This window comes from Streptomyces sp. RFCAC02, from assembly GCF_004193175.1.
Taxonomy (GTDB): Bacteria; Actinomycetota; Actinomycetes; order Streptomycetales; family Streptomycetaceae; genus Streptomyces.
In genome coordinates this window covers 4,134,836-4,149,536 of sequence record NZ_SAUH01000001.1, presented here as the reverse complement: position 1 = coordinate 4,149,536, position 14,701 = coordinate 4,134,836, and the positions used below count along the sequence as shown (strand labels likewise).

General features: G+C 73.4%; 15 protein-coding genes and 1 riboswitch. Of the genes, 5 read left to right on the top strand and 10 right to left on the bottom strand.

Annotation, left to right across the window (positions count from 1 at the left end; genetic code table 11):
* Window positions 1-26: 26 nt before the first annotated feature.
* Entirely contained in the window at window positions 27-1,373 is a 1,347-nt protein-coding gene (locus EMA09_RS19325; RefSeq protein WP_276324192.1) for a UDP-glucose/GDP-mannose dehydrogenase family protein, read from the bottom strand.
* Window positions 1,374-1,515: 142 nt separating this feature from the next.
* Here EMA09_RS19325 and EMA09_RS19320 point away from each other — a divergent pair, with 142 nt between their 5' ends.
* The gene (locus EMA09_RS19320) at window positions 1,516-2,676 is read left to right on the top strand and encodes an acyl-CoA dehydrogenase family protein (protein WP_129842264.1); all 1,161 of its coding nucleotides are present in this window, start codon (window positions 1,516-1,518) and stop codon (window positions 2,674-2,676) included.
* 43 nt (window positions 2,677-2,719) lie between these two features.
* Here the strand turns inward: EMA09_RS19320 and EMA09_RS19315 are convergent, their stop codons facing one another.
* Window positions 2,720-3,484, bottom strand: a complete 765-nt coding sequence (locus tag EMA09_RS19315; protein ID WP_129842263.1) for a TetR/AcrR family transcriptional regulator — start codon at window positions 3,482-3,484, stop codon at window positions 2,720-2,722.
* 124 nt (window positions 3,485-3,608) lie between these two features.
* Here EMA09_RS19315 and EMA09_RS19310 point away from each other — a divergent pair, with 124 nt between their 5' ends.
* Window positions 3,609-4,598 (top strand): ATP-binding cassette domain-containing protein, encoded by a 990-nt coding sequence (locus tag EMA09_RS19310; RefSeq protein ID WP_129842262.1) that lies wholly within the window; start codon window positions 3,609-3,611, stop codon window positions 4,596-4,598.
* Window positions 4,595-5,413, top strand: a complete 819-nt coding sequence (locus tag EMA09_RS19305) for an ABC transporter permease (RefSeq protein ID WP_206305972.1) — start codon at window positions 4,595-4,597, stop codon at window positions 5,411-5,413. The genes EMA09_RS19310 and EMA09_RS19305 overlap by 4 nt, the downstream gene beginning before the upstream one ends.
* 114 nt (window positions 5,414-5,527) lie before the next feature.
* On the opposite strand, the gene EMA09_RS19300 is transcribed toward EMA09_RS19305, so the two are convergent.
* The 4 genes from EMA09_RS19300 to EMA09_RS19285 all read right to left on the bottom strand — a co-directional run bounded on the left by EMA09_RS19300 (window position 5,528) and on the right by EMA09_RS19285 (window position 9,725).
* A complete protein-coding gene (locus tag EMA09_RS19300; RefSeq protein ID WP_129842261.1) occupies window positions 5,528-6,301 on the bottom strand; it encodes a LysM peptidoglycan-binding domain-containing M23 family metallopeptidase in 774 nt (257 codons plus the stop codon).
* Between the two features lie 3 nt (window positions 6,302-6,304).
* A riboswitch (cyclic di-AMP (ydaO/yuaA leader) is annotated at window positions 6,305-6,522 on the bottom strand.
* A gap of 319 nt (window positions 6,523-6,841) precedes the next feature.
* Complete coding sequence (locus tag EMA09_RS19295; RefSeq protein ID WP_129842260.1) at window positions 6,842-8,047, bottom strand: dipeptidase; 1,206 nt, start codon at window positions 8,045-8,047, stop codon at window positions 6,842-6,844.
* Window positions 8,044-8,580 carry a 5-(carboxyamino)imidazole ribonucleotide mutase gene (gene purE / locus EMA09_RS19290; protein WP_129842259.1) on the bottom strand — a complete coding sequence of 179 codons (537 nt, stop codon included), beginning with the start codon at window positions 8,578-8,580 and terminating at the stop codon, window positions 8,044-8,046. Before purE ends, EMA09_RS19295 begins: the two co-directional genes overlap by 4 nt.
* Complete coding sequence (locus EMA09_RS19285; RefSeq protein WP_129842258.1) at window positions 8,577-9,725, bottom strand: 5-(carboxyamino)imidazole ribonucleotide synthase; 1,149 nt, start codon at window positions 9,723-9,725, stop codon at window positions 8,577-8,579. The genes purE and EMA09_RS19285 overlap by 4 nt, the downstream gene beginning before the upstream one ends.
* A gap of 63 nt (window positions 9,726-9,788) precedes the next feature.
* Between EMA09_RS19285 and EMA09_RS19280 the strand changes: the two genes are divergently transcribed.
* Window positions 9,789-10,292 carry a GtrA family protein gene (locus EMA09_RS19280; RefSeq protein ID WP_129842257.1) on the top strand — a complete coding sequence of 168 codons (504 nt, stop codon included), beginning with the start codon at window positions 9,789-9,791 and terminating at the stop codon, window positions 10,290-10,292.
* 16 nt (window positions 10,293-10,308) lie between these two features.
* Here EMA09_RS19280 and EMA09_RS19275 read toward each other — a convergent pair whose 3' ends face one another.
* From EMA09_RS19275 to EMA09_RS19260, 4 genes are all read right to left on the bottom strand, one after another.
* A complete protein-coding gene (locus EMA09_RS19275) occupies window positions 10,309-11,556 on the bottom strand; it encodes an ATP-binding protein (protein ID WP_129842256.1) in 1,248 nt (415 codons plus the stop codon).
* Between the two features lie 9 nt (window positions 11,557-11,565).
* On the bottom strand, window positions 11,566-12,246 hold the full coding sequence (locus EMA09_RS19270) for a response regulator transcription factor (RefSeq protein ID WP_129842255.1): 681 nt from the start codon (window positions 12,244-12,246) through the stop codon (window positions 11,566-11,568).
* An 81-nt stretch (window positions 12,247-12,327) separates the two neighbouring features.
* Window positions 12,328-12,948, bottom strand: coding sequence for an ATP-binding protein (locus tag EMA09_RS19265; protein WP_129842254.1), 621 nt, complete (start codon window positions 12,946-12,948; stop codon window positions 12,328-12,330).
* Window positions 12,949-13,129: 181 nt separating this feature from the next.
* Complete coding sequence (locus tag EMA09_RS19260) at window positions 13,130-13,510, bottom strand: STAS domain-containing protein (protein ID WP_129842253.1); 381 nt, start codon at window positions 13,508-13,510, stop codon at window positions 13,130-13,132.
* Window positions 13,511-13,766: 256 nt separating this feature from the next.
* Between EMA09_RS19260 and EMA09_RS19255 the strand changes: the two genes are divergently transcribed.
* Window positions 13,767-14,684: an RNA polymerase sigma factor SigF gene (locus EMA09_RS19255; RefSeq protein WP_129842252.1), complete on the top strand. Its 918-nt coding sequence runs from the start codon at window positions 13,767-13,769 to the stop codon at window positions 14,682-14,684.
* Window positions 14,685-14,701: the final 17 nt, after the last annotated feature.

The following is a 14,701-nucleotide window of genomic DNA, read 5'->3' as shown; positions in this document are numbered from 1 at the left end:
CCGCGGGCGCCGTGCGGCGCCGGTCGTCAGGCGGTGGGCCGCCCGAGGGCGCGGTACGTCCAGCCGGCCTTGCGCCACAGCTCGGGGTCGAGGGTGTTGCGGCCGTCGAGGATGCGGCGTTCGGCGACGACCTCGCCGACGGCCTCCGGGTCGAGCTCGCGGAACGCGCGCCACGGCGTCAGGTGCAGGACGGCGTCGGCGTGCTCGGCCGCCTCGATGGCCGTCCCGGCGTAGCGGAGCGTCGGGAAGACGCGGCGCGCGTTCTCGTTGGCCTTGGGGTCGAAGACCGTGACCTGGGCGCCCTGCAGGTGGAGCTGGCCCGCGATGTTGAGGGCCGGGGAGTCCCGCACGTCGTCGGAGTCCGGCTTGAACGCGGCGCCGAGGACGGCGACGCGCTTGCCCAGCAGGGTGCCGCCGAGCGTCTCCTTCGTCAGCTCGACCATGGCGCCGCGGCGGCGCATGTTGATGGAGTCGATCTCGCGGAGGAACGACACCGCGTCGGCGACGCCCAGTTCGCCGGCGCGTGCCATGAAGGCGCGGATGTCCTTGGGCAGGCAGCCGCCGCCGAAGCCGATGCCGGCCTGGAGGAACTTCTTCCCGATCCGGTCGTCGTGCCCGAGGGCCTCGGCGAGCATCACGACATCGCCGTCGGCGGCCTCGCAGATCTCGGCCATGGCGTTGATGAAGGAGATCTTGGTGGAGAGGAACGCGTTGGCGGCCGACTTGACCAGCTCGGCGGTCGGCAGGTCGGTGACGAGGAACGGCGATCCGGCCGCGATGGGGCGCGCGTACACCTCGCGCAGCAGCGTCTCGGCGCGCTCGCTCGGGCAGCCGGCGACGATGCGGTCGGGCCGCAGGGTGTCCTCCACGGCGTAGCCCTCGCGGAGGAACTCGGGGTTCCACGCCAGCTCGGCCGCCTCGCCGGCCGGGGCGAGTTCGACGAGGCGGCGGGTGAGCCGTGCCGCGCTGCCGACCGGGACCGTCGACTTGCCGACGACGAGGGCCGGCCGGTCCAGGTGCGGCGCGAGCGACTCGACCGCGGCCTCGACGTACGACATGTCGCAGGCGTACTCCCCCGCGCGCTGGGGGGTGTTGACGCAGATGAAGTGCACGTCGCCGAAGGCCGCGAGGTCGGCCCACGAGGTGGTGAACGACAGGCGCCCGGTGGAGTCCGGGAGTCCGGCGACATGGCGGCGCAGCAGGTCCTCGAGGCCCGGCTCGTAGATCGGGGAGCGGCCGCGGGCCAGCTCCTCGGTCTTCTCCGGCACGATGTCGAGGCCGAGGACCTCGAACCCCATCTCCGCCATGGCCGCCGCGTGCGTGGCCCCGAGGTAGCCGAGGCCGATGACCGTGATCTTCGTCGGGCTGTTCACGCGCCCGAGCATAGCCCCAGGGCGCGACCGGGCCACGGGGTGCGCGGCGCCCGTTGCCCGTGGGTGTGACCGTGCGCTTTAGTTACTCGACAGTCATAACGTCGCCCAGGACGTCGGCAGGCGTCAGCAAGGAGTTGGGACCGTGCCAGGAGCCGCAGACTTCGACCTCTACCGCCCCGCCGAGGAGCACGACATGCTGCGGGCCTCGGTCCGCGCCCTGGCCGAGGCGAAGATCGCGCCGCACGCCGCGGCGGTGGACGAGGAGGGCCGTTTCCCGGCGGAGGCGCTGGACGCGCTGGTGTCGAACGACCTGCACGCCGTCCACGTGCCGGAGGAGTACGGCGGGGCGGGCGCGGACGCCCTCGCCACCGTCATCGTGATCGAGGAGGTGGCGCGGGTGTGCGCGTCCTCGTCGCTCATCCCCGCGGTGAACAAGCTGGGGTCGCTGCCGGTGCTGCTGGCCGGGTCGCCCGAGCTGCGGGCGCGTTACATGGCGCCGCTGGCGCGGGGCGAGGCGATGTTCTCCTACTGCCTGTCGGAGCCGGACGCGGGCTCGGACGCCGGCGGCATGCGCACCCGCGCCGTGCGCGACGGCGACGCGTACGTCCTGAACGGTGTGAAGCGCTGGATCACCAACGCCGGCGTCTCCGACTACTACACCGTCATGGCCGTCACGAACCCGGACAAGCGCACGCGCGGCGGGATCTCGGCGTTCGTCGTGGAGAAGGACGACGAGGGGGTGTCGTTCGGCGCGCCGGAGAAGAAGCTCGGCATCAAGGGCTCGCCGACCCGCGAGGTGTACCTGGACCACGTGCGCGTCCCGGCCGACCGGATGATCGGCGAGGAGGGCACGGGCTTCGCGACGGCGATGCGCACGCTGGACCACACGCGGATCACGATCGCGGCGCAGGCCGTCGGCATCGCGCAGGGGGCGCTGGACTACGCCAAGGGGTACGTGCGGGAGCGCAAGCAGTTCGGCAGGCCGGTCGGGGACTTCCAGGGCGTGCAGTTCATGCTCGCGGACATGGCGATGAAGCTGGAGGCGGCGCGGCAGCTCACGTACGCGGCGGCGGCTAAGTCGGAGCGGAACGACGGCGACCTCACGTTCTTCGGCGCGGCGGCGAAGTGCTTCGCCTCGGACGCCGCGATGGAGATCACGACGGACGCGGTGCAGCTCCTCGGCGGCTACGGCTACACGCGGGACTACCCGGTGGAGCGCATGATGCGCGACGCGAAGATCACGCAGATCTACGAGGGCACGAACCAGGTCCAGCGCCTCGTCATGGCGAGGAACCTGCCGTAACGGCGCCTCCGCCGCGGCCCCCCGCCCGGGGGCCGCGGCGCGATCAGCCGGCCGCCGCGCGGGCGGCGAGCGTCGCCGCCACCCCGTCGAGGATGAAGGAAAGACCCCAGAGGAAGTCCTGCTCCGGGGTGGACCGGTCGTCGTCGAAGACACCGCTCCGCACGAGGCGGGCGAGGGCCGGGTAGCGGGGGTCGTCGATGACGCGCCCCAGCATGCGCTGGTACGCCGCGCCCCACTCCTGGTAGGCGACGCCGGTGCGCGGAGCGGCCCGCTTGAGGGAGACCTCCTGGCGCACCTCGTTGAGCGCGAATCCGCTGACGACCATGAGGACGCCGAGCTTCTCGTCCTCGGTGAGGCCCGAGTCCTGCATGCAGGAGAGCGCCGCCTCCATCCACGCGAGGTTGTTCGGCCCCATCGGGGGGCCGCCGATGGGGATGTCGAGCAGCCAGTCGTCGGCCAGCATCAGTTCGCGCATCGCGAGGGCGTAGGCGGCCAGGCCCTCGCGCCAGGTCGTCGGCCAGTCGTCGGCGTCCGGCTGCCCCGTGACCGATTCGAACATGAGGTCGAGCAGATCGTCCTTCGACGGGACGTACCGGTAGAGGGACATGGTCGTGACGCCGAGCCGCTCGGCGACCTTCCGCATCGAGAGGCCGGCGATCCCCACCTCGCGCGCCACCTCGATCGCGGCGGCCACGATCTGGTCGAGCGTGAGGCTGCCGCGCGGCCCCCGCCTCCCCGGCCGGTGCGTGCGCCACAGCAGATCGAGCAGGTACTGCGGGTCCCGTCCGCCCTTCGGCTCGGTCGCCATCCCCGTTCCTTCCCCTCGCCCGGCCGGCGGTCGCCGTTTGACGCCATCCTAAAACTGTGTATGGTGTACACCGAGTCTACGGCATAAACAGTTTCTGCCGTACACAGTTGCTTGGGGGCATCTCATGGCGGATCACGCCATAGCAGCCGATGGGCTGCGCAAGCGGTATGGCGGCAAGAACAAGGGGAACACCGCGCTCGACGGCCTCTCGCTCACCGTCCCGGCCGGCACCGTGCACGGGCTGCTCGGCCCGAACGGCGCCGGCAAGACCACCGTCGTCCGGACACTGGCGACCCTGCTGCGCCACGACGCCGGCCGCGCCGAGGTGTGCGGCTTCGACGTGGCCCGCCGGCCCGACGAGGTACGGGCGCGCATCGCGCTCACCGGCCAGTACGCCGCCGTCGACGAGATGCTCAGCGGCCGGCAGAACCTCGTCCTCTTCTGCCGCCTGCACCGGCTGCGCCCCCGCGCCGCCCACCGCCGGGCGGACGAACTGCTGGAACGCTTCGGCCTCACCGAGGCGGCCGGCCGCAACGCGGGCACGTACTCGGGCGGCATGCGGCGGCGCCTCGACCTGGCGGCCAGCATGGTGCGCACGCCCGAGGTCCTGTTCCTCGACGAGCCGACCACCGGGCTCGACCCGCGCAGCCGCACGCAGGTGTGGGACGCCGTCCGGTCCCTCGTCGCCGACGGGACGACCGTGCTGCTGACCACCCAGTACCTGGAGGAGGCCGACCAGCTCGCCGACCGCATCTCCGTCATCGACGCGGGACGCGTCGTGGCCGAGGGCACGGCCGACGACCTCAAGGCCCGCCTGGGCGGCGACCGGATCGAGGTCGTCGTCCGCGACGCCGCCGACCTCGCCGATGTCGCCGCCCTGCTCGGCCGGGTCACCGCGCCCGGCGAGCAGCCCGAGACCGACCCCGACACCCGGCGCGTGAGCACCCCGGTGACGGACCATGTCCACGCGCTGACCGAAGTCGTGCGCGCGCTGCACGGCACCCGTATCGCCATCGAGGACATCGGGACCCGGCGTCCCACGCTGGACGAGGCGTTCCTGCACCTCACCGGCCACACCACACAGCAGCGCGCGAGCGAGGAGCGGGCGGCATGAGCGCGACGACGGCGAACGAGTCCCTGCGGCGGCGGTCGGCCACCGCGGACGGCCTGATCATGACCCGCCGGTACATGGCCCACGTGGTGCGCCAGCCGGAGGAGGCGGTGCTCTACTTCGCGCTGCCCATCATGTTCGTCCTGGTCTTCGGGTACGTCTTCGGCAGCGGCATGTCGGTGGCGGGCGGAGGCGGATACCGGGAGTTCCTCGTGCCCGGCGTCTTCGCGATGACGATGCTCTACGGCATGGGCGCCACCGGATCGGCGATGGCGGGTGACGTGTCGCGCGGCGTCGTGGACAGGTTCCGCTCCATGCCGATGGCCCGCTCCGCGCTGCTGGTGGGGCGCAGCCTGGCCGACCTGCTGCGCGCGCTCGTGGAGCTGGCGGTCGTGGTGGTCTGCGGCCTGCTGGTCGGCTGGGAGTGGCACCGCGGCGTGGGCCGGGTGCTGCTCGCCCTGGCGCTGGTGCTCCTGCTGCGGGTGGCGATCACCTGGATCGGGATCTGGATGGGCCTGGTGGTGCGCAGCGAGGAGATGGTCGGCGGCATCGTCTTCCCGCTGGCCTTCCCCCTGACGGCCCTGTCGAACGTCTTCACGTCACCCGAGCTGATGCCCGACTGGCTGGGCGCCGTCTCGGAGTGGAACCCGCTGTCCGCCACGGTCACCGCGCTGCGCGACCTGTTCGGCAACCCCGGCGTGGTCGGCGGGACCTGGGCGTCGGACCACGCGCTGCTGCTCGCGATCCTGTGGCCGGTCGTGCTCACGGCGGTCTTCGCGCCGCTGTCCGTGCGCCGCTTCCAGGCGCTCGGCCGCTGACCGGCCCGGCGGCGGGAACGGCGGAGGGGCGGGTGCCGGCGGCTGCCGGAACCCGCCCCTCCCTTTCCCGGGACGGGCGCCGCGCGGGGACGGGCCGCGCGGCGCGCGCGTCACTCAGGCCGTGACGCCGTGCTCCGCGAGGAACGCGATCGGGTCGATGTCGGAGCCGTAGTCGGGACCGGTGCGCACCTCGAAGTGCAGGTGCGGGCCGGTGACGTTGCCGGTGGCGCCGGAGAGGCCGATCTGCTGGCCGGTGCTGACGCTCTCGCCGACCGAGACGGAGATCGACGACAGGTGGGCGTACTGGCTGTAGTGGCCGTCGGCGTGCTTGATGACGACCTGGTTGCCGTAGCTGCTGACCATGCCGGCGGCGACGACCTCGCCGTCGGTGATGGCGGACACCGGGGTGCCGGTCGCGACGGGGAAGTCCGCGCCGGTGTGGTGGCCGGAGGCCCACAGGGAACCGGCGGTGCCGTACCCGGAGCCCTGGACACCGGCCACCGGGGCGGCGTACCCGGTCGAGGCGGTGTCGCCCGCGTCGGCGGCGGTGGTCGAGGCGGTGGCGGCGGCGTCGGCACTGTCGTCCCCGCCGGCGGCGGAGGCGTCGAGCGTCAGGGTCTCACCGGGGTGGATGAGGGCCGGGTCGGTGCCGATCGCGTCCTTGTTGGCGTCGTACAGGGCCTGCCAGCCGCCGTCCACGTCGAGGTCGGCGGCTATGCGGTAGAGGCTGTCGCCGGCCTGGACGGTGTACGTCTCGGGCGTCGCGGCGCTCGCCCCGCCCGCCGCGACCAGCGGCAGGGCGACGCCGGCGCCGCCGGCGGTGAGCAGCAGGGAGACGCGCGAGAGGCGACGGGCGCGCTGGCGGCGGTGACGTCCGCGTGCGGACATAGGTGTGCTCCTCTCCAGCGCCTGCGAGGTGAGCTGTCGGGTTCGGGCCGGAGATGCCCGGCCGCCCCGGACCGGGGCACTGCTGTGCCCGGCGGTCGTCGGCGGCTTCACCCCGAGCCGGTGGCGACGGATCGCACCGGCGGAAGTGGGTCCCCCGCTCCTGTCATACGGAAGGGTTCTGCGTCTCCGCCTCCGGTGACAGGATTCGGCGTCCGGGAGCGGCGCGCCGCGGAGGTGCGGCGCGGCGACACGTTAAGCCGATCAATTCGGACAACACAAGCAACAGGGGCACACAGAGGGCATGACCAACGCCACTCCGCGACACGAACGTTCACCTTGAGCGCGGACAATGTCACTCACGGTCGCGGTCGGGCTCAGTGACGCTGCGTCAAGTCCCCAGGCGGGGCGGCTCGATGGGGCGTTTCCGGTCAACGCGCGTCACGCGGCGACCACCTGCGGGCGAGGGGGCGAGTGAGGTCGGTCACGGGCCGGTCACAGCCGACCACTTGGGGGGTTAATGCCCGATTTGCCCCGAGGTTGTCATGCCCCGGCGGGACGGCCGTCCAGCCGCTCGATGGTCGCGAACGACGGCCCCCTGCGGGCCGACACGTCCCGCGCGACGGCCTCGGCGTCCCGCAGGACCCGGAGCGCGTTGTGCCAGGTCAGCTTCGCGATGTCGGCCGCCGACCAGCGGCGCTCCAGGAGCTCGGCGACGAGCCGCGGATAGCCGGCGACGTCCTCCAGGCCGTCCGGCAGGTACGCCGTGCCGTCGTAGTCGCCGCCGAGACCCAGGTGGTCCACGCCCGCGACCTCCCGCATGTGGTCCAGGTGGTCCGCGACCGTCGCCACCGTCGCGCGCGGACGGGGACGGCGCTCCTCGTACTCCGCGAGCGCGCGCATCGCCGCCGGGGTCGTGTCCAGCGCGCCGAGACCGTGCTCCCGCAGGTGCTCCCGCGCGCCGGCCGTCCACTCGGCGGCACCGGGCAGCACGAACTGCGGCACGAACGTCGCCATGGCCACGCCGCCGTTGCCCGGCAGCGCGGCGAGCACGTCGTCGGGGATGTTGCGCGGGTGATCGCACACGGCGCGCGCCGAGGAGTGCGAGAAGAGCACGGGCGCCTCGCTCACGCGCAGGGCGTCGCGCATGGTGGCGGGCGCGACGTGCGACAGGTCGACGAGCATGCCGAGGCGGTTCATCTCCCGCACGACCTCCTCGCCGAACGCGCTCAGCCCGTCGTGGCGCGGCGCGTCCGTCGCGGAGTCGGCCCAGTCGATCGTGCTGTTGTGCGTGAGCGTCATGTACCGGACGCCCAGGCGGTACAGCCCGCGCAGGGTCCCGAGGGAGTTGGCGATGCTGTGGCCGCCCTCGGCGCCCATGAGGGACGCGACACGGCCCTCGGCCCGCGCCGCCACCACGTCGTCGGCGGTCAGGGCGCGCCGCAGGGCGTCCGGGTACCGCGCGAGCAGGGCGTCGACCGCGTCGATCTGCTCCAGGCAGGCGCTGACGGCGCGCTCCCCCGCGTACTCGGCCGCGACGTAGACCGACCAGAACTGCCCGCCGACCCCGCCCGCCCGCAGGCGCGCGAGGTCCGTGTGCAGCCGGCCGGACGTGTCGCCGGCGATGTCGAGCCGGTCGAGGTCGTACCCCACCTGCTCGCGCAGCGCCCACGGCAGGTCGTTGTGCCCGTCCAGGACGGGGGCGTCGGCGAGCAGCGCGCGGGCCTCCGCCAGCCGGTCCCCGCTCACGCGGCGTCCCCGCCGGCGCGGGCGGCCCGCAGCCGGCGGCCCTTCTCCGTGGCCTGCTCGCGCAGCCCCTCCTGGAAGGCGCGCATGCGGATCCGGAGGCCCTCGTCGTGCGCGGCGAGCATGCGGACGGCGAGGAGCCCCGCGTTGCGCGCGCCGCCGATCGAGACGGTGGCGACGGGCACGCCCGCGGGCATCTGCACGATGGACAGCAGCGAGTCCATGCCGTCGAGGTGCTTCAGCGGCACGGGCACCCCGATGACGGGCAGCGGCGTGAGGGACGCCAGCATGCCCGGCAGGTGCGCGGCGCCGCCGGCGCCGGCGATGATCGCCCGCAGCCCCCGGTCGGCCGCCGCCCCGCCGTACGCGAGCATCTCGTGCGGCATGCGGTGCGCGGACACCACGTCCACCTCGTGCGGGACGCCGAACTCGTCCAGCGCGTCGGCGGCGGCCCGCATCACCGGCCAGTCGGAGTCGGACCCCATGACGATGCCGACCAGCGGCGCGGCGCCGCCGTCCGTCGCTGCGGCGCTCATTCGGTGATGACTCCTCGCAGGTAGTCGGCGGCGTGGCGGGCGCGCTCGCGCACCTCGGCCAGGTCGTCGCCATAGCTGTTCACATGGCCGACCTTGCGGCCCGGCCTGACGTCCTTGCCGTACATGTGGATCTTGACGGCGGGGTCGCGCGCCATGCAGTGCAGGTAGCCCTGGTACATGTCGGGGAAGTCGCCGCCGAGGACGTTCGCCATGACGGTCCACGGGGCGCGCGGGCGCGGGTCGCCCAGCGGGAGGTCGAGGACGGCCCGCAGGTGGTTCGCGAACTGGGAGGTGACCGCGCCGTCCTGCGTCCAGTGGCCGGAGTTGTGGGGCCGCATGGCCAGCTCGTTCACGAGGACCCGGCCGTCGCGCGTCTCGAACAGCTCGACCGCCAGGTGACCCGTCACGCCGAGCTCGGACGCGATGCGCAGCGCCAGCTCCTGGGCGGCGAGCGACAGGCCCGGGTCGATGCCGGGCGCGGGCGCGATCACGGTGTCGCACACGCCGTCGACCTGGACGGACTCCACGACCGGGTAGGCGACGGCCTGGCCGTGCGGGGAGCGCACGACGTTCGCCGCCAGCTCGCGCGCGAAGTCGACCTTCTCCTCCGCCAGGACCGCGACCCCGGCGCGGAACGGCTCGGTCGTGGCCGCGGCGTGCTCCGCGTCGCGCACGACCCACACGCCCTTGCCGTCGTAACCGCCGCGCACCGTCTTCAGCACGACGGGGAACCCGCCGACCTCGGCCGCGAACCGCGCGACGTCCGCCGGGTCCGCCACCACGCGGTGGCGCGGGCAGGGAATGCCCAGCTCGGTGAGGCGGGCGCGCATGACGCCCTTGTCCTGCGCGTGCACCAGGGCGTCGGGCCCGGGCCGGACCGGGATGCCCTCCGCCTCCAGCGCGCGCAGGTGCTCGGTCGGGACGTGCTCGTGATCGAAGGTGATCACGTCGCAGCCCTTCGCGAAGGCACGGAGCGTGTCAAGATCGCGGTAGTCGCCGATGACGACGTCACCGGCCGCCTGGGCCGCCGAGTCGTCCGGGGTGTCGCTGAGGAGTCGGAACCTGATGCCGAGCGGAATGCCCGCCTCGTGCGTCATACGGGCGAGCTGACCGCCGCCGACCATGCCGACCACGGGAAATGTCACACACCCAGCGTATCCGCCCCACCCGGGAGGCCGGGTACCGGGCGCCTGGTTACGATGGCCGCTATGAGCGATGGGAGCGCAGGGCTCACGCTCCGCGACCGGTTGCGGGGGATCGCCCGCGAGGTCGTGAAGTTCGGCGCCGTGGGCGCGCTCGGCCTCGTCGTCAACGTCCTGGTGTTCAACGTGTGCCGGCAGTCGGCCTCCCTGGCGCCCGTGCGCTCCGGCGTCATCGCGACCTCGGCGGCCATCGCCGCCAACTACCTCGGCAACCGCTACTGGGTGTACCGCCACCGCGACAAGACGCGCGCCAGCCGCGAGGCGGGGCTCTTCCTGCTCTTCTCCGGCGTCGGCATGGTGATCGAGAACGGCGCGCTCGCCCTGTCCCACTACGGCTTCGGCTTCACCTCCCCCCTCGCCGACAACATCGCGAAGAACGTCGTCGGCCTCGGGCTCGGGGCGCTGTTCCGCTTCTGGTCCTACCGGACGTGGGTCTTCCGCGCCGCGGGCGACACGGTCGGCGCCGCCGCCACGGCCGCCCCCGCGCCGGACACGTCACGCGCCGGCTGACCGGCCCCGCCCCGGATCACTGCGGGCACTCCGCGGCCTCGCGGCTCAGGAACAGCGCGAACACCGGCGGCCGCCCCTGGAGCAGTTCGAGGCGCCCGCCGTCCGCCTCGGCGAGGTCACGGGCCACGGCGAGCCCGAGCCCCGTGGAGTTCCGGCCGCTCACGGTGCGCTCGAACACGCGGGAGCCCAGCTCGGCCGGGACGCCCTGCCCCTGGTCGGTGACCTCGATGACGGCCTGGTTGCCGGTGGTGCGGGTCCGCAGGGCGACCGTGCCGGCGCCGTGCATGAGGGAGTTCTCGACCAGGCAGGCCAGGACCTGCGAGACCGCGCCCGGCGTGCCGACCGCGCGCAGCCCGGCACGCCCCGAGTGCACGATCGCGCGGCCCGCGCCCCGGTAGGCGGGCTTCCACTCCTCGATCTGCTGGACGACGACCTCGTCCAGGTCGAAGGCGACGGCCGAGCCGAGCCGGGGGTCGCGCGAGTTCGTCAGCAGCCGCTGGACGACGTCGGTGAGGCGCTCGACCTGCGTGAGGGCGATCGTGGCCTCCTCCTGGACCGTGTCGCGGTCCTCGGTGGCGATGATCTCCTCAAGCCGCATCGACAGCGCGGTCAGCGGCGTCCTCAGCTGGTGGGACGCGTCGGCGGCGAGCCGGCGCTCGGCGGTGAGCATGCGGGCGATGCGCTCGGCGCTGGCGTCCAGCACGTCCGCGACCCGGTCCAGCTCGGCCACCCCGTAGCGGCGGTGCCGGGGGCGCGGGTCGCCCGAGCCGAGGCGCTCGGCCGTCTCCGCCAGGTCGGTGAGGGGCGCGGCCACGCGGCGGGCCTGCCGCACCGCGAGCAGCACCGCGGCGGCGACCGCGAGCAGCGCGACGACGAGGATGATCGTCACCATGCGGCCGATCTCCTCGCTGATCTGGCTGCGCGGCTGCGAGACGGTGACCGTCTCGCCGTGCACGCCGGTCTGCTCGGAGGCCATCACCTCGCCGTCGGGCCGCTCCCCGACCCGCACCGGGGACCGTCCGGGCAGGACGATCTCCACGAAGCGGTCGGCGGGGACGGAGGCGCGCATCGCGTCGGCGGTGACGTCCTCGCCGTTCGCGATACGGCTCTCCACGTCCGCCAGCGTCCGGGCCGCCTCGGCCTCCAGGCGGTCGCGGGCGCTCGACTCGATGGTCTGTGCCTCGACGAAGAACAGGGACAGGCCGAAGACGGCCAGCACGACGAGGACGACGGCCAGCGTGGAGCTGATCAGGCGGCGGCGCACGGCTCCCCGTCAGCTCTTCTCGAAGCGGAACCCCACGCCCCTGACGGTGGCGATGTAGCGCGGGTTCGCGGCGTCGTCGCCGAGCTTCTTGCGGAGCCAGGAGATGTGCATGTCGAGGGTCTTGGTCGACGACCACCAGGTGGTGTCCCACACCTCGCGCATGAGCTGCTCGCGGGTGACGACCCGGCCCGCGTCCCGCACCAGGACCCGCAGGAGGTCGAACTCCTTCGCCGTGAGGTGCAGCTCGTCGTCCCCCATCCAGGCGCGGTGCGACTCGACGTCGATCCGGATGCCGTGCACGGCGGGCGCGGGGCCCGCCGTCTCGACCGTGCCGCGCCGCAGCAGCGCCCGCACCCGGGCCAGCAGCTCGGCCAGCCGGAACGGCTTCGTCACGTAGTCGTCGGCGCCCGCGTCGAGGCCCACGACGGTGTCCACCTCGTCCGCGCGGGCCGTCAGGACGAGGACGGGCAGCGTCAGACCCTCGGTGCGCAGCCGGCGGCAGACCTCGAGACCGTCCATCCCCGGCAGCCCGAGGTCGAGCACGACGACGTCGACGTCCCCCGCGAGCCCGGCGCGCAGAGCGGCCGGCCCGTCCTCGCGGACCTCCACCTCGTAGCCCTCGCGGCGCAGTGCCCGGGCCAGGGGCTCCGAGATGGAGGCGTCGTCCTCAGCGAGCAGTACTCGGGTCATGGCCCGATGGTAGACGCCCCCGGGAGCGCTGCCCGGAATACGGGGTATCCCGTACCGGCCGGTGCGCGGGCACGCCCGTGGTCAGGCGAGGCCGGGCGGTGCGGCGACCTCGGCCCACACGGTCTTGCCGCCGGACGCGCCGTCGTGCGAGACGCCCCAGTCGAGGCACAGGCGCTCCACGATGAACATGCCGTGGCCGCCGGGCCGGCCCGCGCGGCGGGTGGTGCGCAGCGCCGGGTCGGCGGCGGAACCGTCGACCACCTCGATGCGCAGCCGCTTCGCGCCGCGCCCGACCAGCAGCTCCTGGGGGCCGTCGGCGTGCAGGCAGGCGTTGGTGACCAGCTCGGAGACGACCAGCAGGGCGTCCTCCGCGCTCGCGCGCTGCTCCTCGGTGCGCGACGGCATCCAGCCCCAGTCGTGCAGCGCCTCGCGGAGGAACTCGCGCGCGCGTGCCACGACGCCCGCGGTGTCCACCAGGTGCAGCCTGCGGACCTGGAGGAGCGGTTCGGCGGGGCCGCGGCCGTCGTCGGACGGGCCGGCCTGCGGATCCCCGTCCCGCGGGTCCGCGGCCTGCCGCACCTGTTCGGCCGGGGCCTGCTCCTCCAGGACCGGTTCCGCCCCGTCTCCCGTGCCGTCCGTGGCCGGATTCCGCGGTTCCGGGCCGTGGTCGCCACCCGCAGGGAACGGCCGGGTCGCATTCATGCCCACGCCTCCCCTCACCATGTCCCCACGCTGCTGAAACGTTCGTCCGCCGGCGCGCGGAAAGCTCCGCAGGCCCGGTCTGTGTGGTCTCCTGCCCGGCGGGACGGACGCCACACCCCCGCGGCCCTGGCAATAGTGTGACGCGCCCGCGGGTGCTCGCGGGGCGCGCTGCGCACGGCGTTCAATCCGCCGGGAGCGCCGCGAGGGCGTCGTCCAGGGTGTCGTGCACCGTGAAGACCGAACCGGCGCCCGTTATCTCGAAGACACGGGCGACGATCGGGCGCATGGCGGCCAGATGGATCTGGCCACCGGCCGACTCCGCCGTCAGACGTGTGGCGAGGAGCACGTTCAGCCCGGTGGAGTCGCAGAACTCCAGGGCCGAGCAGTCGATGACGATGCGCCGCACGCCGTCGGCGAGGCACTGCTCCAGCGAACCGCGCAGGGTGTCGGCGGAGTGGTGGTCGAGCTCGCCGGCCGGCGTGACCACCGCGCCGGCCTCCGTGCGCCGGACGTCGATGGTCAGCTGTTTCCGGCGCGCACCGTCCGGTGTCCCGCGGTCCATGCAGCCCCCTCATCTCCTCGGAGCCATCGGCTGGCTGGGTCCGGAAAACCTTAGCCCGTGCCCAGTGCTCCGAACAGCTTCTCTTCTCGGACATACGTCCGATCAGGAGCGTACCGGACTTGCCTTCGGGCCCCGATCCCCGATAGGCGTAGAGGTCGAAGGTTTTCCGACAGACGGCTTTGGAGGCGCCGCACACCGCAGTGCACGTCACGGCTTCGGCAGCCATATGCCGAGACACTTACGGAGGACACCCGATATGTCACCCGCCCCTCGATCGCACGTGAGACCGGCCGAGGACTCGGCCGCAGCGGCGTTCGTACCCCAGCAGCGCGGACCGGCCGACGCCCGGTCCGGCGAGGGGGACGACGTCCTCGCGTCGCTGACCGGGATACCCCGCTTCGACGAGGTCGCGCCGGACGACGCCCGCGCCCTGTCGAAGTCCCTCTTCGCGCGGCTCGGCGAGCTGGAGGAGGGCACCCACGCGTACGCCTACGTGCGCAACACCCTCGTCGAGCTGAACCTCGCGCTCGTCCGCTTCGCGGCCTCCCGCTTCCGCTCCCGCAGCGAGCCGATGGAGGACATCGTCCAGGTCGGCACGATCGGCCTGATCAAGGCCATCGACCGGTTCGACGCCGACCGCGGTGTGGAGTTCCCCACCTTCGCGATGCCGACCATCATCGGCGAGATCAAGCGGTTCTTCCGCGACACGTCCTGGTCGGTGCGCGTCCCGCGCCGGCTGCAGGAGCTGCGCCTCGACCTGGCCAAGGCCGGCGACGAGCTGGCGCAGCAGCTCGACCGCTCCCCCACCGTCGCGGAGCTCGCGGCGCGCCTCGGCGTCCCCGAGGACGAGGTGGTCGAGGGCATGGCCGCGTCCAACGCGTACACCGCCAGCTCGCTCGACGCCCAGCCGGAGGAGGACGACAGCGAGAGCGCCCTCGCCGACCGGCTCGGCTACGAGGACCACGACCTGGAGGGCATCGAGTACATCGAGTCCCTCAAGCCGATGATCGCCGAGCTGGCCCCGCGCGACCGGACGATCCTGTCGCTGCGGTTCGTGGCCAACATGACGCAGTCCGAGATCGGCGAGGAGCTGGGCATCTCCCAGATGCACGTCTCGCGGCTGCTCTCCCGCACCCTGACGCGGCTGCGCAAGGGGCTGCTCGCCGAGGAGTGACGGCGGCCGGGGCACGG